This is a genomic window from Candidatus Limnocylindrales bacterium (assembly GCA_035559535.1).
Taxonomy (GTDB): domain Bacteria; phylum Moduliflexota; class Moduliflexia; order Moduliflexales; family JAUQPW01; genus JAUQPW01.
In genome coordinates, this window is sequence record DATMBG010000042.1 from 41,516 (window position 1) to 59,251 (window position 17,736).

The following is a 17,736-nucleotide window of genomic DNA, read 5'->3' on the forward strand; positions in this document are numbered from 1 at the left end:
TCCCAAAGATCCAACAGGATTATACTCACTTCATGGACAAAAAAAATTAATTTTTTCTTGTCTTACCGTAACCATTCGCCTGCTTTTAGGATTTCTTTAAATGAAAGGGAGAAAGATGGGGGTTTAATAAAGTGACCGATGAAAAACCCATATCTTGCGTAAAACCTTTTTAATTTTAAGGAAGGAGGTTGAGGATATGCTCCGCAAACGATGGATGCTCCGCGCGGTTGCACGTTGCCGCGAGGGTTGTTAACCTGGGTCCTGGGTATGACGTTAAACTGCCCAGAAGAAGATAAAGGACCCAAACCAGATCGGTGAAGGGGTTTTTATGGCAAACGCGAGCAAGACGACCGGAGATTTAATTTGGAGCGAAGGATATCTGGGAGTCTAAACGTCAGGAAATGTCAAAGGCCCTTTTGAAAAAAATGGGAATTCTAGGGACCTATTTTTCTACCACTTTTGCCCTGGGTTGCTGCGGATTTGGTCCGTTTCTTTATCTGGTGTCAGGGCTTTCGGCTCTAGGTCTGGGGTTCTTGGCTAATTTGTCGTTACCGATTCTGTATACCTCCTTGGGAATGACGGTAGTCGGGCTTTTGATCTCCTATCGCCATCATCGCCATCCTTTACCCTTCATCTTAGGTCTGGTTGGCTCCGGTATGATTCTCTATCCTTTCCATGAAGCCCTGGATGTCTGGATTTTCCGGATTTTTTTCTCTACAGGCCTGGCTCTGTTAACCCTGGGGGTTATTTGGGACTTGATAAATCCCAGGAGATGGCTGCATAAAGGATTGAGACAAGGAGAAGGCTGGACCCCTTCCCTACTACGAAGGTAGAGGTTGATGACTTCTCAGTTACGTTCTTCTCGTTGAATCTGCCTCGCTCTTTACTTCCACTGAGATTTTGCCGATCTGTTCCAATCGAAATCACTCACCTGGTTTAGAGTCGGTCAGGTTGCCGGGTTAAAAAATTTAAAATTTTTTCCCATAGATGATAACCATTTTCATGTTTTAAGGATTTCTATTTACAAAGTAGGTAAAGCCATAGGGGATCATGGGGTATTCGTTTAATAAAATGACCGATGAAGAGCTCATGGCTCAAGTTCAGAGGGGGGATCAGGCTGCCTTTGAGGAATTATTCAAACGCTACGATCGAAAAATCTTCAATTACTTCCTTCGTTACCTGGGAGATGAAGAGTTGGCTAAAGACCTTTTTCAAGAAACCTTCCTCCGGGTGTTTCAATTCAGCAAGTCCTATAAGCCGACCACTCACAGTGGACGTTCCTCTTCTTTTGCAGCCTGGCTCTATACCGTTGCCCGGAATGTGTATAGAAAACAATGGGGACGAGAACCGGTTGAGGGGCGTATGGGAGAGTCCACGTGGGAGATGTTAGAAGAAGTTCCAACCCCTAACGCCACGCCTCAGCAGGCAAGGGCCGATCAGGAATTGGTGGAAAAGATCAAACAGGCCCTGGACGCCCTTCCTGAAAGCCAGCGGGAGGTGGTGATCCTTCATAAGTATCAGGGACTCAGTTATCCTCAAATCGCTCAAGTCCTGGGATGCTCGATAAGTTCTGTGAAGCAAAGGGCTTTCAGAGCCTATCAGAGCCTCAGGCAGCAATTAGCCGAATATGCCTAAAGAAGAAGGTGAAACGAACATGTGTAACTCCATTGTTGAACAACTGCCCGCTTATATCGCCGGGGAGCTGGGGGCTGAAGAGAGGGGAGAAGTAGAAAGACATCTGGCTCACTGCGTCTCCTGCACTTCAGAGCTTAAAGCCTTTCAGAGAACCTGGGATCTGCTGGATCAATGGGAGGATGTGGTCCCATCTCAGGAGCTTCGGAACAGTGTCCTGGCTCAAGTTCAGAAATTAACCGATGCCAAAAGGACCAGAAGAGTCGATGGGTGGAGGTACTTTAAAGGCTTTTCCCACATTGTGTATGGCACCTTGACAGCCGTCCTTTCTGTGTTGCTTCTGGTTAGTAAGGGCGACCCGGCGGGTCGCCCCTACACAGAACCGTTAACCCTTGAGTTTATTCTGGGCTTTAGTGTACTCTGGACCGGCCTTTATATCCTGGCTTTCTGGTTGGCCGCCGGGAGGGGAGATCCGACAGTTTCACCTGTAAACTTCGATAAAGTCTTTGGACCTGTAGACTTAGCCCGTATTACCTATGTAGGATTGGTTGCCATTGTCATTTCCCTGGTTATCTCCTGGCTGGTTCCCATCCACAGTGTCGTAAAATTCTGTCTAACCCAACCCGGCTTGCAGGGGATCAAGGATAAAATCTCCATAACCGGGTTCTATTTTCTGTTTGGAGGATTGTATGCCTGGATTCCCTTGCTGATGGTAGCTTCCTTTGAAGGAAGAAAAGTCTCTGGGAGCCCTGTCAGCTACGGGGTATTAACCGGGGTTATCTTTGTGCTCTTAATGGTACCGGGAATTTTCCTTCAATGTGGCTCTTTAACCCTGGGTATGCTGGTAAGTTGGATCTTAGGGACGGCATTGGGATCCATGGCCGGGGGTGTTACCGGCTATTGGATCGCGTTCCGGACCCGGGAGGTTTCCTTATGACCGAACAAACCTGTAATCGGCTCATGAAAACAGGAATGATTGGAGCCATCCTTGCGGCTATCTGCTGTTTTACCCCGGTTTTGGTTATCTTACTGGGCTTGGTGGGACTCAGTACCGTAGTAGGCTACCTGGACTATGTTCTCATTCCGGCCCTGGGAGCATTTGTGATTCTGGCCGCGTATGCGGTCATTAAAAAGAGACAGTTAGCCTGTTCCGATATTCCTAAGGAGGTTTAGCCGATGAAAACGATTACGACTTTTTCAGCTTTGATTCTCTTTTTAATAGGATCCTTTGTTTTACAGAATATGGTTGCAGCGGACGTCCCGCTTCAAAAAACAGTTCTCAAAATCCAAGGCATGGTCTGCGAAGCATGTCCGCCCAAGATTAAAAAAGCCCTGGAAGGGTTAGATGGCGTGAAGAAAGTAGAGGTTAGCCTGGAGAAGGCCGAAGCCTATGTGGAATCGGAACCGGGAAAAGTTACCACCGAACAGATGATACAGGCAGTGGACCAGGCCGGATTTAAAGCTTCTCCGGCAGCAGAGAATTTTTCAGAGATAACCTTGAAGGTGGAGAATATCAAAGGACCCGAAGATGAGCTTAAGATCAAGCCGGCCTTGGAGAAGATAGAAGGGGTGAGAAAGGCTTTAGTCGATGCCGAGAAAAAAGAGGTGTTTATAGACTATCTAAAGGATAAGGTAACGGTTCAACAGCTCACCCAGTCTTTAACCAAGCTAGGCTATCCCCCTCTTTCCCCCTTAACGACCCAGGTAGGGGATTTCCTGGTAACCTTACAGATCCATCCAAAACCTATCAAAGACCAGGAAGTCCATTTTGACGTAATCTTACAGAGCTCTGATGGGAAACCTGTCTCCGATGCAGAGGTTCAAGTGGATTTGAGTATGCCCGGGATGACCATGGGGGAGATGCGATTTAAAGCGGAACCCGCCGGAGAGGGACGGTATACAGGAAAAGGGAAGTTTTCCATGGAGGGCAAATGGAGAATTGCCATCCGAATTAATCAAGGGGGACAGAAAAAAATCGCCAACTTCGATATGGAGGTTCCTGAGCAGTAGGGGGTAGGGCGTTGGCCCGTTGGCCGGCAAATACCCAAAAAGGGGGTGTTCCCATGAAAGATTTAAAAAAAATTTTATTAAGCCTTTTATTAACCTTTACTCTCATAGCTGCCTTCCTTCCTAAGGCAACTGTTGCCGAAATTGAAAAGGCTGTTATTAAAGTCAAGGGAACTTTGAGGTGTGTATTCTGAGCTTATGGGATTGACAAATCCGTGGGACGCCTGGAAGGCGTCAAGAAATCTGAGACCGATTGGAAAGCCGGTTTAACCGTGGTTACCTTCAAGGAAGGGGCCTCGTTGGATCCCAATCAACTGGCAAAAGCCATGGACGCAGCCGGATTTGGAGCGGATGAGATTACCCTTATCGCCAGGGGAAGCCTGACCGAAGAGAAAGGCTATCCGGCCTTTAAGGTCAGTGGCAGTAATCAAATTTTTCTGCTGGCAGAGAACGAAGTCCTCAACCAACTTAAAGCCTTGGGCTCCGGGAAAGAAGCAACAATCACAGCCAAAGTGGAGATGAAAGAAGAGGGGACTCCATTTACCCTGATCCTTGAAAAGGTTGAGTCGCCTACCCTGTAGGTTGAATTTTGTCTGTTATCCCTGGTCGATTGTCCGGGGTTAAAGGCAAAGAACAAAAAACAACGGACAACAGACCAGGTTGAGTAATGGGAGAGTTTCTTAAAGAAGTTCTAATATTTATCTATGCCACAGCTAACCATACCTTTTTAATGATGTATTGGGTTTGGCTTCCGGCTTTTCTCCTCTCCGGCTACCTGTTCACCCGATGGCATCGGGATCCGGTTGATAAGATTCTGCAGGATCGGACCTTGACCTTTAACTCTCTTTTGCAGGCTGTCAAGTTAGGTGCCTCTTATTCCACGGACCGTCGTAAGGGGCTGGCGGCTGTTGTGGGTTTATTTGAAAAAGGGGTGGTCCCTTTTCCCCTGATTTTCGCGTTCTGGCTCGCAAGCCAGCACCTGATTCTTTATTCCCTCTCCTTTTTCATGGCCCTGGTTGGAGGCGAGTTCTTTGTGGGACCTGCCGTGGCCGCGTTGGCTATGATAAGCTTGACAACCCTTTTCTTGAGCCAGATTCCCGAGAATACCTGGGAAGAGGCCAGGAAGCGGTTACGTATCTCCTCACCCTCCATCCCCCTCTCCCAAAGCTTTGGGAGAGGGGACATAAGGGGTGTGGGTAACCCTCTTCCACAAAGCTGGGGAGGATATTTTCGATATGTAGGCAGGGAGATCAAAGTGATCTGGAAGAACGTCATCTTGGGGATTATTCTGGCAGGGTTTATTGCGGCCGCCGGACGAACCGAATGGTGGATAGATTTCTCAACAGTGGGCGGTGGCGGAGTTTTCACGGAAATTTTAAACGTAATTCTCGGAGCGACTATTTCTCTGGTCATCCCCTTATCCCCGGTGGGACATCTCTTCGTAGCTGCTTTCCTTTGGAAAACCTATACCGTAACCTACGGAGGGATTTTGGGCTTTTTTCTGGCCAGCGCCCTGGACCTCAGAAATTTCTGGGCTTATGGGAAGCTCCTGGATCCCAAACTGGGGTTGACCGTGGAAGCTTTGGGATTTGCCTCGGCCATCCTGGGTGCTTTGGTCGTGGTGGTCCTGCTCCGGATCGTGGGATTTGAAGTAACCCACGCTCCGTTGTTCCATGAGTACGTGGATAAGATCATGATGTTCTTCTCCCTGGGGGGAAAGATGATGTAAAAGGAGGTAAGGAAAAGTGAAAAAGGTTATGCTTTATATGGCTCTATCCAGCTTTTTAATCCTGGGAAGTGCTTTCTCAACCCCTCACCCCTTTGGTCCCCCTCTCCCAAAGCTCTGGGAGAGGGGGAAGGGGGTGAGGGCTGCCACCCCAGATTGCCGAATTGCCTTCCATACCAAGAGGGGAGAGAAAGAATTTAGAATTTCTACCATTCGAATAGACGGAACAGATATAAAGGACCTGACCTCGGGCCACTGGGACAGTAATCCCTGGTTTTCTCCGGATGGAAAGCAAATCGTCTTTGACCGGGATGAGGAGATTTATATCGCGAACACCGATGGAAGTGAGCCGAGAAATCTGACCCATAACCCAAAAGCTAACTCCTGCCCGACCATCGCTGGAGGTAAGGTCGCTTTCCAGACGAACCGGGATGGGAATTTTGCGATCTATGTGGTGAATACGGATGGAACCGGACTGCAACGATTGACCCAGGAACCATCTAACAATGCCTGTCCGGCCTTCTCTTCCGATGGAAAGCGACTCGCTTTTGTCTCGGATCGGAACGGCCCCATGGAGATCTACGTAATGAATATTGACGGAACCGGACTCAAACGGCTCACTTCTAACGCTGGAAATAACATGGATCCCGCCTTCTCCCCCGATGGGAAAAAGATCGTCTTTACTTCGGACCGAGATGGAAACTTTGAGATCTACCTCATGGACAGCGACGGCCATAATCAAACCCGGCTTACCTATAACAATACGTCCGATATCCAACCTGCTTTCTCTCCCGATGGGAAACAGATTGCCTATGAGCGGGGTGGCAATATTTATGTGATGGACCTTGAGAAACGAGAAGAAAGGCCACTGACCCAGGGAGCTGTATACCGGGGCGGTCCTTCCTGGGATCCTAACTGTGTTTCTGAATAAGGAAGGATAGAGTGCTATGAAAAGTTTTAACCTTTTTTCAACCCTTCGACCAGCCTGTCCTGAGCGAAGCCGAAGGGCTCAGGACGCAGCCTGGCTGAGTATAGCTCTAACGCTTTTGATCTCGCTGTTTTCTTTACACCCAAGTTCGGTTTATGCTGAGGACCTTCGGAAAGTGACCATCAAGGTAGGTTGGATGCTCTGTGAAAAGTGACCTCCGGCGGTGAAAGCAGCTTTGGAGAAGCTGGAAGGTGTAAAAAAAGTTGAGGTCAGTCTGGAGAAGGCTTCAGCTTATGTGGAGTATGAGGCTAGAAAGGTCACTCCGGATCAGATGGTAGCGGCAGTGAACCAGGCGGGATATATGGCGTTTCTTCCTCCCAAGGATCTGGTGGAGATCACGTTAGCCATCGAAGGTCTCAAGGGTCCTGAGGATGAGCTGAAAATCAAACCGGCCCTGGAGAAGGTGGATGGGATCAGGAAGGCTTTGGTGTATACAAAGGAAAAGGAGGTCTATGTGGAATATATGAAAAATCAGATTACCCTTCAACGGATCACTGAAGAGATCTCGAAACTGGGCTATAAGGTGATCCTGCCTTCTGTTGAAGGGAAAGAAAGGTGCCAAAGATAAAATTTAACGAAGGTTTGATTCATGAAATCGACCCAGGAAAAGAGAACCCTGAAGGGATATTTGCTTTTGGTCACGGCTTTTATTACCTGTCCCTGCCATCTCCCTTTAACGTTGGTTTTACTAGGGGGAACAGCTTGGGGTGGGTTTATCGCAGCAAACCAGACGCTAATTTTTGTTGTAGCTCTGGTTTATTTCCTTTTTGCATTAGTTTTTGGTTTGAAAATCCTTAGCAAAGAAGTGGAGGATCGGTCATGAGTTCCTAGTCCCTAGTCCTTTGCCTATAGTCCACACTCAGGTGAAGGACAAGGCATGAAGAACCCAAGTCGATCTCTAAAAGGAGGGTATTCACGTGACGTCTAAAAAAGTCATTGTCTATAGTTCCACCGGTTGAGCCGCTTGTAAGCAGACGAAAGAGTTTCTTTCGCAAAAAGGGGTTGCGTTCACGGACATTAACGTTAGCGAGAATCCGGAAGCTCTGGATGAAATGGTTCAGAAGGCTGGAGGAACCATGGCAACGCCTACGGTCCTCATCGGGGATGAGGTGGTCATAGGATTTAATCCCAAACGATTGATGGAGCTTTTGGCTTAGGTGGCTTGTTGGTTAGGTCGTCAGGTTGGTCACCAGTAACCTGACGACCTGGCTACCCAAGCAAAGGAGGTCATTCTTTGAAAGCAGGAAAATTTAGTCTACTATCTACGCTGATGGCATTGATTTGTTGTTTTGGCCCTATAGCCCTATTGGCTATAGGGCTGGGAAGTGCCGGATTAACCGTTGGCTTGTTAAAATATAAAAGGGTTTTTCTCTCTCTAGGTCTAACAGCTTTGGCTTTTTCCTATTATCTATACTTTCGAGAGAAGACCCGCTGTACCACCCAGGGATGCCAGATGGTCAACACGAGGTTTAACAAGGCCTTGTTGATCTTTTCAACCCTCACGGTCCTGACCTTTGTGGTTTTTTCTTATCTCCCTTACTCCCATGCCAATCATCCGTCATCGGACCAGGCAGCTTTGGTTGCCGCCGCTTCTACGCCTCAAGTGCTCTATTTTTGGGAACCCTGTCCCACCTGCGCAGTCTTAAACCCCCTTGTAGAAAGCCTGGAGAAAACCTACCAGGGAAAAGTACGCTTCCGGTGGGTCAATATGATCACAGATGATGACTCGCTCCGGCTGGCCCGGCAGGAAAATCTAAAGGCAATTCCTTATCTGGTCTTTAAATCCGCGGATGGGCAGCCGGTGGACTATATCGTTGGTTTTTTTACTTACGAAACAGCCAAAGAGAAGATTGAAAATCTTTTAAAAAACAGAAAGCAAGATCAGAGAGGTTGACGGTTAGAGAGGAAACGCAGTTATTCTCTCATCGCAACCTATCTGAATAATCCAATAACAGCTAAGGAGGGATTAAGAATATGAGAAATCGGCCAAAACAAACCTTCGTTCCATGGGCAGTCCGCGTCATCCTGGGAAGTTTTATTCTTTTCATTTTGATGCTCTGGTTTGTAGTAAAACCTGGAGAGGCTGAGAATCAGGCTTTAAAAGCCCTTGGGGGATCAGAGGTTAAGGAAGCTCTAGAAGCCCCGGATTTTATCATACAAACTCCAGATGGAAAAGCGCTTCACCTGAAGGATTATCGGGGCAAGGCCATTCTCCTCAACTTTTGGGCGACCTGGTGTGGCCCTTGTGCCAAGGAGCTTCCTAAAATGGCCAAGCTTTATGAGCAGTATAAGGATAAAGGGTTCGTTCTGATAGGGGTATCCCTGGATTTTGGGAATCCGGAGGTGGTCAAAGCATTTCTGGAAGAACGTGGATTAAATTTTCCGGTTGGCATCGATACAGAAAAGGAGGCGGTTAAAGCCTATGGAGTTCGCGGACTTCCCACCAGTTATTTTATCAATCCACAGGGGAAGGTGGTTGGATGGCTGACAGGAGAGAGGGACTGGGAGGGTGAGGCCGCCCATCATTTAATCAAGTCCTTGTTAGACCAAGCCCCTAAGGGGTAAACCTCTCAATTTTTGTAACTATTCAGGCCCTCACCCCTAACCCCTCTCCCGAGGCTTCGGGAGAGGGGGAACGAGGAGAAGAGATTCTAACCTCTTACCCTCTCCTACAGCGTGGGAGAGGGGCTGGGGGTGAGGGTGAACAGTTACCAAATTTTAAACCTTAACTTTAGAGGAGGAGACCATGTTCAAAAAATTTAAAGTTTATACGTTCGGCATACCCCTATTAACCCTTGCATTAATGGGCATATTCATGCTCCCTACAAGCCTGATCCTGGCTCAGGATGGACGGGTCGAGAAGGTTTCTAATTCTCCATTTGATAAAACCATCAAACAACTGGAGGATGCGATCACGGCTAACAAAGTGATGGCTGTCAACAAAATTGACCATCAAAATATGCTCACCATGGTAGGGATGAACATCAAAGGGAGCAAAACGTATGAGGTGTTTCGCCCCGATTTTGGTAAGATCCTTTTTGAGAGCAATCCCGCTGCCGGGTTGGAGATACCCTTAAGAATCTATGTCTACGAAAATAAGGAGGGAAAAACCGTGGTCAGTTACCATAAGCCTTCAGTGGCTCTGGCAGTTTACAAGAATCCCAAGCTGGATGAGCTGGGTAAGACTCTGGATGGCATTCTTCAGGCCATTGCCGATAGCGCCACAAAATAATTTAAATCCAGGGGTTAGTTGTTAGGGGCTGGGGATGAGTGCGGACCCCTAACCCCTTTAGTTTTACTTTGAAAGCGAGGTTAGTCTTATGGTTGATAAATTCCTTTATACTTCGATAATCCTTATGGCCATTGTAGCCTTCATAGTCGGAGGCGCTCTGGTGATCCTAGGGCTTATAAAAAGACATCGGCATACCAAAGAACTGCTGCTGACTTTGATAGTTCTGGCGAGTGTTGGAGTTTCTCCAAACCTTACCGTCTTCAGCCCGGCCGGGTTCATCTCCTGGAGCACGTATTTCTGGTATCTGGTAGTTCCAGGTTTCATCCTATTTATAGGGATCCTGATCTATGCCTATGTCTCCGGTGAGCAAAGGCTCTTCAACCGGATGTGGGCCGGGATGTGGGCTGGGTTCGCAGCGGCTATTGCTTTAGATATAGTACGACTCACGGGATTTAAGCTGGGTTACATGCCCGGCAACATGCCACGGATGTTCGGAGTTATGATCTGGGGAAACATGCTGGAAGGCCCCAATGCCTTATCTGATTTTATTGGGTATGCCTACCATTTCTGGAATGGATGTGCCTTCGGGATTGTATACGCCCTAATTTTCGGCAAGACAAGCTGGATCGGTCCCTTAATCTACTCAGCGGCTTTTGTTGAGATCGGGATGATGATTAGCCCGGCCATGCTCTCCATGGGAGTGGGACCCTTTGGGATCAACTTTGGTCCGGGGTTGTTTATGGTAAGCCTATTAGCTCATATTGCCATGGGTATCGTGATGGGAGTTATCCTCCAGCGATATGTCCGGGACCAGGGTACGATTCTGAAGTTGCTCCCCTTTGGGGAAGAAAGGTCAGGGGAAGTGCTGACGGGCTATGGTCAAACTTCCAGAAGCTGAAAGGGCAGCTGGAAAACCAGTGTGGGAGTATGGAGGTGTGGGAGTGCGGGAATTACTCCCACACCTCTATACTCCCACACCAGTCGAGGTTCTTATGAAGCAAAAAGAAAAGCCATCACATTACGATTTAGTCATCCTGGGATCCGGTTCGGCAGCTTTTGCTGCGGCCATCAAAGCCTCTGAATTAGGGGCTCGGGTGGCCATGACGGAAAGCCGGGTCGTGGGTGGGACCTGTGTCAACCGGGGATGTATCCCGAGTAAAAACCTGATTCGAGCCGCTGAGATTTATTACAGCGCTCGTAACCAGCCCTTTGACGGCATTGAGCTGGAGCAGAAAAGGTTGGACTTTGGTCGTCTCATCGCCCAGAAGGATGAGCTGGTAGAGCGGCTCCGATACAAAAAATATATCAGCATTGCCGAAGAGGATGAGCGAATAACTATCTTTACCGGACCAGCCCGGTTCATCTCCCCCCATCAGGTTCAGGTTGGGGATCAAGTTCTTCAAGCAGAGAAGTTCCTCATTGCCACAGGAGGGAGAACCCAGATTCCCGATATTGAAGGATTATCGGAAGTGGGGTACCTCACCAGCGATTTGCTGGCCAGCGGGGAGAGCATGGAGCTCAAGGAATTACCTCAATCTTTGCTGATTATTGGAGGGGGATATATCGCAGCGGAACTGGGTCAGATGTTCCAGCGGTTCGGAACGCAGGTCACGATGATCGAGCGAGGATCCCGGCTCATCAAAACTTTTGATGAAGAAGTGGCGGCGGTTTTAAGGAAGGTCCTGGAGGAAGAAGGGGTGAAGCTGGTGTTTGAGGCAAATCTGGTTAAGGTTATCCAACAAGAAGGGCAGGTTCGTCTGACCGTTGAAGTCAGGGGTCAGAAACAAGATCTGGTCGGTGAGAAGCTGTTGTTAGCTACCGGTGTTGTACCTAACACGAAGGATCTGGGCTTAGAAAAGGTGGGCGTTAAGCTCGACCCGCAAGGCTTTGTGAAAGTGAACGAAGAAATGAGAACCACGGCTTCCCATATCTGGGCGGCAGGGGATGTGACCGGAGCGCCTTTAGCCACGCCGGTGGGAGCCCGGGAAGGGGTGGTGGCCGCTGAGAACATGCTGAACCCCAAGGCTCATAAAAAGATGGACTATTGGGCCATTCCGAGGGCGATCTTTACCGATCCAGAGGTAGCCAGCGTAGGATTAACGGTTCAGCAGGCCAGAGATCAAGGCTATGAGGTAGATGCTAACTGCCTGGATCTGGCCCATGTCCCCAAGGCGGCTGCCATTCGGGATACTCGGGGGCTGGTGAAAATGGTCATGGATAAAAAGACCCGACAGGTTTTAGGAGTCCATTTGATAGCCCATCGGGGAGCGGACATCATCCATGAAGCGGCCCTGGCGGTTAAGTTTAAGCTCACAGCGGATGATCTCATCGAAACGGTTCATGTTTATCCAACCCTATCCGAGGCTATCCGGATGGTGGCCCAGACGTTTACAAAGGATGTCTCTAAGCTGAGCTGCTGTGCCGAGTAGGTCAAACGTCTCGTTTGATTAGGAAAAGTCAGGGATCAGATCCAGAGAACCTGGAATGAGTACTTTCTGATCTCTCTTACCTGTGAGACCTGGGAAGAGGGGGACTCTTATGAATGAAAATATCTTGACAAACGATGGGCAGGCCTTTGGCTACCCAGGGATTCCACCCAGGTGGACCTTGAGTTCAAAGGAAGGGGTGGGAACGGCCTATTCCACGTCCAGCCGGGTATGGTTCACTATATCCCATGGCATCCTCACTGAGGTTTACTATCCCACCATAGACCGTCCGCAGATCAGGGATCTCCAATTTCTCCTCAGTGACGGCGAAACCTTTTTTCATGAAGAAAAGCGCAACCTGGTTAGCGAAGTCGAGTACCTCGAGCGAGACACCCTGGGCTATCGCATCGTGAGCACCGACCCTGAAGGGCGATATCGGATCATCAAGGAGATTCTCTCTGATCCTCATCAATCTTGTGTGTTAGTACACGCCCGAATCGAAGCTATTGAGGCTTCAGAAGATTGGTTAAACCGCTTGCAGGTTTATGTATTGATGGCGCCTCATCTGGAGGTGGGCGGATGGGGCAACTCAGCCCGGAGGTTTCATGCTGCCGGCTGTGACCTCCTCGTAGCATGGAAAGGCCGTACCTATCTGGCAATGGGAGTGAATGTGGGGTTCACCAAGACATCTTGCGGCTATGTGGGTTTCAGTGATGGCTGGCAAGACCTCCACGACAACTTTCAGATGGACTGGCAGTTCCAACGGGCTGAGAATGGGAATGTCGCGGTCATCGGGCAAATAGACCTTGCGAAAGACAAAGAGTTTACGCTAGGATTGGCCTTCGGTGACGGACTCCACGCAGCAGTAACCACCCTCACCCAATCACTGAGCGTACCCTTCGCCGATCATCGAGAAAAATACATCGCCCAGTGGTACCGTGTCTGTTGCGATATACCGGAGCTGGATAAGTACTCCGGGGACGGAGGACGGATCTATCGGATCAGCCATAGCTTGCTGCTGGCCCACGAAGACAAAACCTTTGCGGGTGCCTTGATCGCCTCAGCGAGCATTCCTTGGGGGGACGCCAAGGGGGATGAAGACCTCGGTGGCTATCATCTGGTATGGACCCGCGACATGGTTCACAGTGTTACAGGATTGCTGGCCTGCGGGGACCTGATAACCCCCCGCAGAGCCCTTATCTATCTGGCCTGCTCGCAGCGTCCAGATGGGGGTTTCCCACAAAACTTCTGGCTGGATGGAACGCCTTACTGGAGCGGCATCCAACTCGACGAGGTCGCCTTCCCTGTGATCCTCGCCTGGAAGCTCTGGAAGGCTGAAGCCTTGGGTGAGTTCGATCCTTACCTCATGGTCAGGGCCGCGGCCACTTACTTGATTCGTCAAGGTCCCATGACCCAGCAGGAGCGCTGGGAAGAGAACAGCGGATACTCCCCCTCGACCCTTGCAGTGACTATTGCGGCTCTCATCTGCGCAGCCGACTTTGCCAGATCTCGTAGGCAGGAAAAGCTCGCCGTTTTCCTGCAGGATTATGCGGACTTCCTGGAGTCCCATGTCGAGCGCTGGACGGTGACGACCCAGGGGGGTCTATTGCCAGAGATTCCCAGGCATTACATCCGCATCCATCCGACGGATATCCACGATCCCGCTCCGGACGAAGATCCCAATCGTGGCATGCTGGCAATTCGCAACCGGCCACCGGGGGAGCCCTGGGAGTTTCCGGCCAAAGACATCGTCGATGCCGGTTTCCTGGAATTGGTCCGTTACGGCCTACGCAAGCCAGGAGACCCGCTTATCGAGGATTCGCTCCAAGTCGTGGACGCTGTGCTCAAGGTAGATACCCCCTTCGGTCCCTGCTGGCATCGCTACAACCATGACGGATACGGCCAGCGTCCGGATGGCGGCCCATTTGAAGGATGGGGAAAGGGACGGGCCTGGCCGCTTCTCACAGGGGAGCGGGGCCACTATGAGCTTGCAGCTGGCCGCGACGCGAGACCATACATCCGCGCGATGGAGGGATTCGCTTCCAGAGGTGGCCTGCTTCCTGAGCAGGTGTGGGATGAAGCAGACCGGCCTGAGATCAAGATGTACCTGGGGCGGCCTGCGGGCTCGGCCATGCCTCTGATGTGGGCCCACGCCGAATATATCAAACTGTTACGGTCTGTTGCTGACGGCCAGGTGTTCGACCTGATCCCAATTGTAGCCGAGCGCTATCTGGTCGGACGGGGGCGCAAGGACCTTGAGGTGTGGAAGCCAAACCGTCAGGTCCGGCAAGTGGTACCGGGGCAGGTGCTGCGGGTTCAGGCACCAGCAGCTTTCTGGCTGCACTGGACGGATAATGAGTGGCAGGACGTTTACGATACACGGTCAACGCCAACGGCCCTTGGTATCGAGTTCGTGGATATCCCAATTGCGTTAGAGCAGCGTGCCCCGATCCGCTTTACCTTCCGATGGGTGGAAGGAGATCACTGGGAAGGTAAAGATTATGCAGTGACCATTGACCACAAGACACCGCGATAACCAGACACTTAAGTGACCCCAAAAGGAGGTAAATCCATGGAAAAGAAAAAATTAGACCTGGAGGAGATAGTTGCCCTGATAAGGAATTCATTACCAAAACTCAGCGCAGAAGAGCAAAAGGTTTTTGTACAAATATATCGGCTTTTGGCCGTAGGTCAACCCGTGCCCCATGACAAAAAGCCACAAACGCTTCACGTCTCAAATGACGTTGTAAACGATATTCTGAGTCGATGGTGGGGGATCTATTATGATGAAAAAGATCGTATCATAGGGTTTTGGGGACTGACCCTAAAACCCATGTCACACCGTTTTGAGGTCAACGGTCATACGCTGTACACCTGGTGCGCCTGGGATAGTTTATTTATCCCTGAGATTATCCAGAAAACTGCTCGTGTAGAGTCTACCTGTCCTGTGACGGGAGCCAAGATCCGGCTTACGGTAACCCCGAAAGACGTCAAGCAACTCGACCCGGCTGGTGCCGTTATGTCTTTTATAACACCAGAAGCTGCCAAAATTCGCGAGAATGTGATTGCCAACTTTTGCCACTACGTGTATTTTTTCAGTTCTGCGGAAGCAGGTACTACCTGGATTTCAAAGACCCCGGGAACCTTCCTTCTTTCCATAGATGAGGCCTATTACCTTGGGCGAAAGAAAAATGAGTTTCAGTTCAAGGAGGCTTTAGTAATGTAGCCAATATAATAAATCTGATGAACTTAAAAAACCCTTGACCTTCCAGCATACTGGAAGGCTTATCCTAAAAGTATCCTGGGAATCATGAACGGCTCTAAAGAAATTGTTTTATAGAAGTAAGGAGGTGATCCTGGATGGCTCTCAAGGAAGGCGAGATTTACCAATGTCCCGATCCTAATTGTGGGTGTGAAATTACCGTGACGAAGGCACCTGCGTCAGGCAAGGGCGGTAATTTACCACCGCGTTGCTGCTGCGGTAAAGAGATGATGCTAAAGAGTAAGCAATAAAGACCGTCGCAGAAGGGGAAAATCCCCTTCTGCTACCCTGAGAATTATTCACAATATTCAGGGATATTCTCCGATTTCTAGACATAAACAACTCAAATCAGCGTGTAACATAAAAAAGAAAGAGAGCAAGAAATATGAATAACTCTAACAAAGGAAAAATTATCTTTGTCTCCATGGCTTTGGTCCTTCTGGCCATAACCGTGATTGGGCTCTTTTCCCTGGCCACGTCTCCGGCTCAGGCCGCCAGTCTCACGCTGGCTTACGTAGCCGGACTTTCAATGATCCTGTTACCGTGTACGTTACCTGCTCTGCTTGTAATCGTTCCACTATCCATGGGCAAGGGCTATCAAAAGGGTTTTCTTATCGCTTTGTTCTTTTCCATTGGAATGGCGATCACACTGACTGCCTATGGAGTAGCTATGGCAGCCCTAGGGAAGATCCTCTATCTGGACCGGGCGACCCTTTTGATGTGGTTGGTCGCGGGACTGGCGGCTTATCTCTTTGGGCTGTCGGAGTTAGGATTAATTTCCTATAAAGGACCGTCCTATTCCGGGTCTCTGCCTGGTTTTATGGCAGGATCACCGACTAATTATTTCAAAGCCTTTTTGATGGGAATTCTACTTGGAAACGCCGGGATCGGCTGCCCCAATCCGGCCTTCTATGTGTTGCTAACCTATATAGCTGGAATAGGAAACCTTATGACAGGAGGGATTCTTGGACTCATTCATGGTCTTGGCCGCGCCACACCTCTCCTGGCCATCTCGATCCTGGCCATTTGGGGAGTCAATTCCATGGGGTGGATCCTTAACAAGAAGGAGGCACTGCAACAACTGGTGGGGTGGGGGCTTATTGGTTTTGCCGCTCTCATCACCCCAAAACCCATCTTCGGCCATGCCTGGTGGGAAGAGTCTATTTTTCATAAAGTTTGGAATAGGGTAGTAATGATTATCGGTGGTGAGCAGATTGCCGAAAGCGCTTATGTGGAAAAGCAACTGGGCGATATGCCAGTTCATGACCCGTTGCTGCTCTATGGCCCCTGGATCTTTCTGGCCCTGCTAATTGTAATTCCAATCCTTTGGGGCTATGCTAAAAACCTTCAAAAGAAGGAGGTAAATAGGTATGTGGAAAAAACCGCTTAAGATTTTGGGTGTGATAGCACTGCTGGTTCTGATGCCGGTTCTGGTGCAGGCTCATGGCGATGACCAGGTAACGGTAAATAGCCTCTTCGGCCCACTCCTAGCCATTTTTACGATTTTCATCCTTGTCCCTCTAGGTAAGGTCGCTATTCGAGGGATCAAGAAGCAGAAGGAGGAGAGAATATGATTCATCTGAAACTACTGACCACCTCTGGTTGTTCTCGTTGCGACCGGGCCAAACAAGTTATCGAGAAGGTCTGGCCTGATTTTCCCGATGTGAAAGTGGAGATCATCAACCTCATAGATCACGCGGAGCTTGCTGTCCAGTATGGTGTCATGGTCTCCCCAGCCCTGGTTATCAATGAGAAGGTGGCCTTTGTGGGTGGAGTCAGCGAGAATCAGTTGAGAGAAAAACTCATGCAAGTCGGAGAGTACCCATGAAAGTCTTTTATGTGTCACTGACGGTGATATTCTTACTTGCCCTTGCTGTGACGATCTTGTTAAGATCGGGCTTCCTTTTGGCAGGAGAGGAAGAGATTATCCTGTCCGTTCCTGGCATCCCTGGCCCCTACTGTGCTTACGGCCTGGAAAAGCGGTTATTAGAGCTGGAGGGGGTTCAAAGGGTGGATTTGCTTTGGAAAGAAGAGAAAATCCGGGTGGTCGTTGCTCTGGGGAAGAGGGTGACTCTTGCCGAGATACGGGAAGCGATCCAGCGAGCTGACTATCCCTATCCTTACACTATCTCACCATGAAAAGATTTGGGATTCTTATAGCTCTGGCGATTGTTCTAGCAGTCCTTTTCTTTAGCCTGTTTCCGATAGATTCGCTTCGCTTACTACAAGTTATATCTCCCAAAGAGACGTATCGGGCTATCTTGCAGTGGGGCCAGGAAGGAGAAGGAGCAGGAAACTTTCGTCACCCTATGGGGCTTGCTTGGGAAGGCGGATTTCTTTACGTGGCTGATGCAGAAAACGGAGCGATTGAAAAGTTCCAAGACGACGGATCCTTTGTGCCCAATGGAAGGGTTTTAAAAGACCGGTAGCTGTAGCAGCGGTAGGAGATTTCGTTTATGTCGC

Annotated in this window: 23 protein-coding genes and 1 pseudogene; all 24 read left to right on the forward strand. The window is 49.5% G+C overall.

Annotation, left to right across the window (positions count from 1 at the left end; genetic code table 11):
* The first annotated feature begins 401 nt into the window (after window positions 1–401).
* On the forward strand, window positions 402–833 hold the full coding sequence (locus VNM22_15130; protein ID HWP48496.1) for a MerC family mercury resistance protein: 432 nt from the start codon (window positions 402–404) through the stop codon (window positions 831–833).
* A 217-nt stretch (window positions 834–1,050) separates the two neighbouring features.
* The gene (locus VNM22_15135) at window positions 1,051–1,635 is read left to right on the forward strand and encodes a sigma-70 family RNA polymerase sigma factor (GenBank protein HWP48497.1); all 585 of its coding nucleotides are present in this window, start codon (window positions 1,051–1,053) and stop codon (window positions 1,633–1,635) included.
* On the forward strand, window positions 1,628–2,569 hold the full coding sequence (locus VNM22_15140) for an anti-sigma factor (GenBank protein ID HWP48498.1): 942 nt from the start codon (window positions 1,628–1,630) through the stop codon (window positions 2,567–2,569). The genes VNM22_15135 and VNM22_15140 overlap by 8 nt, the downstream gene beginning before the upstream one ends.
* Entirely contained in the window at window positions 2,566–2,805 is a 240-nt protein-coding gene (merF, locus tag VNM22_15145) for a mercury resistance system transport protein MerF (GenBank protein ID HWP48499.1), read from the forward strand. The genes VNM22_15140 and merF overlap by 4 nt, the downstream gene beginning before the upstream one ends.
* Window positions 2,806–2,808: 3 nt before the next feature.
* On the forward strand, window positions 2,809–3,642 hold the full coding sequence (locus VNM22_15150; protein ID HWP48500.1) for a copper ion binding protein: 834 nt from the start codon (window positions 2,809–2,811) through the stop codon (window positions 3,640–3,642).
* A gap of 53 nt (window positions 3,643–3,695) precedes the next feature.
* Window positions 3,696–3,833 carry a hypothetical protein gene (locus tag VNM22_15155; GenBank protein ID HWP48501.1) on the forward strand — a complete coding sequence of 46 codons (138 nt, stop codon included), beginning with the start codon at window positions 3,696–3,698 and terminating at the stop codon, window positions 3,831–3,833.
* Between the two features lie 21 nt (window positions 3,834–3,854).
* Entirely contained in the window at window positions 3,855–4,220 is a 366-nt protein-coding gene (locus VNM22_15160; GenBank protein HWP48502.1) for a hypothetical protein, read from the forward strand.
* An 86-nt stretch (window positions 4,221–4,306) separates the two neighbouring features.
* The gene (locus VNM22_15165) at window positions 4,307–5,368 is read left to right on the forward strand and encodes a permease (GenBank protein ID HWP48503.1); all 1,062 of its coding nucleotides are present in this window, start codon (window positions 4,307–4,309) and stop codon (window positions 5,366–5,368) included.
* Between the two features lie 16 nt (window positions 5,369–5,384).
* Window positions 5,385–6,296, forward strand: coding sequence for a DPP IV N-terminal domain-containing protein (locus VNM22_15170; protein ID HWP48504.1), 912 nt, complete (start codon window positions 5,385–5,387; stop codon window positions 6,294–6,296).
* Window positions 6,297–6,312: 16 nt separating this feature from the next.
* Window positions 6,313–6,507 (forward strand): hypothetical protein, encoded by a 195-nt coding sequence (locus VNM22_15175; GenBank protein ID HWP48505.1) that lies wholly within the window; start codon window positions 6,313–6,315, stop codon window positions 6,505–6,507.
* 9 nt (window positions 6,508–6,516) lie between these two features.
* Window positions 6,517–6,921, forward strand: a complete 405-nt coding sequence (locus VNM22_15180; GenBank protein HWP48506.1) for a cation transporter — start codon at window positions 6,517–6,519, stop codon at window positions 6,919–6,921.
* A gap of 409 nt (window positions 6,922–7,330) precedes the next feature.
* A pseudogene (locus VNM22_15185) lies at window positions 7,331–7,510 on the forward strand (glutaredoxin family protein).
* A gap of 77 nt (window positions 7,511–7,587) precedes the next feature.
* Window positions 7,588–8,247, forward strand: coding sequence for a thioredoxin domain-containing protein (locus tag VNM22_15190; GenBank protein HWP48507.1), 660 nt, complete (start codon window positions 7,588–7,590; stop codon window positions 8,245–8,247).
* Window positions 8,248–8,327: 80 nt separating this feature from the next.
* Complete coding sequence (locus VNM22_15195) at window positions 8,328–8,918, forward strand: TlpA disulfide reductase family protein (protein ID HWP48508.1); 591 nt, start codon at window positions 8,328–8,330, stop codon at window positions 8,916–8,918.
* 181 nt (window positions 8,919–9,099) lie between these two features.
* Window positions 9,100–9,585 (forward strand): DUF302 domain-containing protein, encoded by a 486-nt coding sequence (locus VNM22_15200; protein HWP48509.1) that lies wholly within the window; start codon window positions 9,100–9,102, stop codon window positions 9,583–9,585.
* Window positions 9,586–9,673: 88 nt separating this feature from the next.
* Window positions 9,674–10,483, forward strand: coding sequence for a hypothetical protein (locus VNM22_15205; GenBank protein HWP48510.1), 810 nt, complete (start codon window positions 9,674–9,676; stop codon window positions 10,481–10,483).
* On the forward strand, window positions 10,461–12,014 hold the full coding sequence (gene merA, locus VNM22_15210; GenBank protein ID HWP48511.1) for a mercury(II) reductase: 1,554 nt from the start codon (window positions 10,461–10,463) through the stop codon (window positions 12,012–12,014). Before VNM22_15205 ends, merA begins: the two co-directional genes overlap by 23 nt.
* 109 nt (window positions 12,015–12,123) lie before the next feature.
* Window positions 12,124–14,547, forward strand: a complete 2,424-nt coding sequence (locus tag VNM22_15215; GenBank protein HWP48512.1) for a glucan 1,4-alpha-glucosidase — start codon at window positions 12,124–12,126, stop codon at window positions 14,545–14,547.
* Between the two features lie 36 nt (window positions 14,548–14,583).
* Window positions 14,584–15,237, forward strand: coding sequence for an alkylmercury lyase MerB (gene merB / locus VNM22_15220; protein HWP48513.1), 654 nt, complete (start codon window positions 14,584–14,586; stop codon window positions 15,235–15,237).
* Window positions 15,238–15,658: 421 nt separating this feature from the next.
* On the forward strand, window positions 15,659–16,663 hold the full coding sequence (locus tag VNM22_15225) for a cytochrome c biogenesis protein CcdA (GenBank protein HWP48514.1): 1,005 nt from the start codon (window positions 15,659–15,661) through the stop codon (window positions 16,661–16,663).
* Window positions 16,644–16,847 (forward strand): hypothetical protein, encoded by a 204-nt coding sequence (locus VNM22_15230; protein HWP48515.1) that lies wholly within the window; start codon window positions 16,644–16,646, stop codon window positions 16,845–16,847. Before VNM22_15225 ends, VNM22_15230 begins: the two co-directional genes overlap by 20 nt.
* Window positions 16,844–17,101 (forward strand): thioredoxin family protein, encoded by a 258-nt coding sequence (locus VNM22_15235; GenBank protein ID HWP48516.1) that lies wholly within the window; start codon window positions 16,844–16,846, stop codon window positions 17,099–17,101. The genes VNM22_15230 and VNM22_15235 overlap by 4 nt, the downstream gene beginning before the upstream one ends.
* Window positions 17,098–17,412 carry a heavy-metal-associated domain-containing protein gene (locus VNM22_15240; GenBank protein HWP48517.1) on the forward strand — a complete coding sequence of 105 codons (315 nt, stop codon included), beginning with the start codon at window positions 17,098–17,100 and terminating at the stop codon, window positions 17,410–17,412. The genes VNM22_15235 and VNM22_15240 overlap by 4 nt, the downstream gene beginning before the upstream one ends.
* On the forward strand, window positions 17,409–17,702 hold the full coding sequence (locus VNM22_15245; GenBank protein ID HWP48518.1) for a hypothetical protein: 294 nt from the start codon (window positions 17,409–17,411) through the stop codon (window positions 17,700–17,702). The genes VNM22_15240 and VNM22_15245 overlap by 4 nt, the downstream gene beginning before the upstream one ends.
* The last annotated feature ends 34 nt before the right edge of the window (window positions 17,703–17,736 follow it).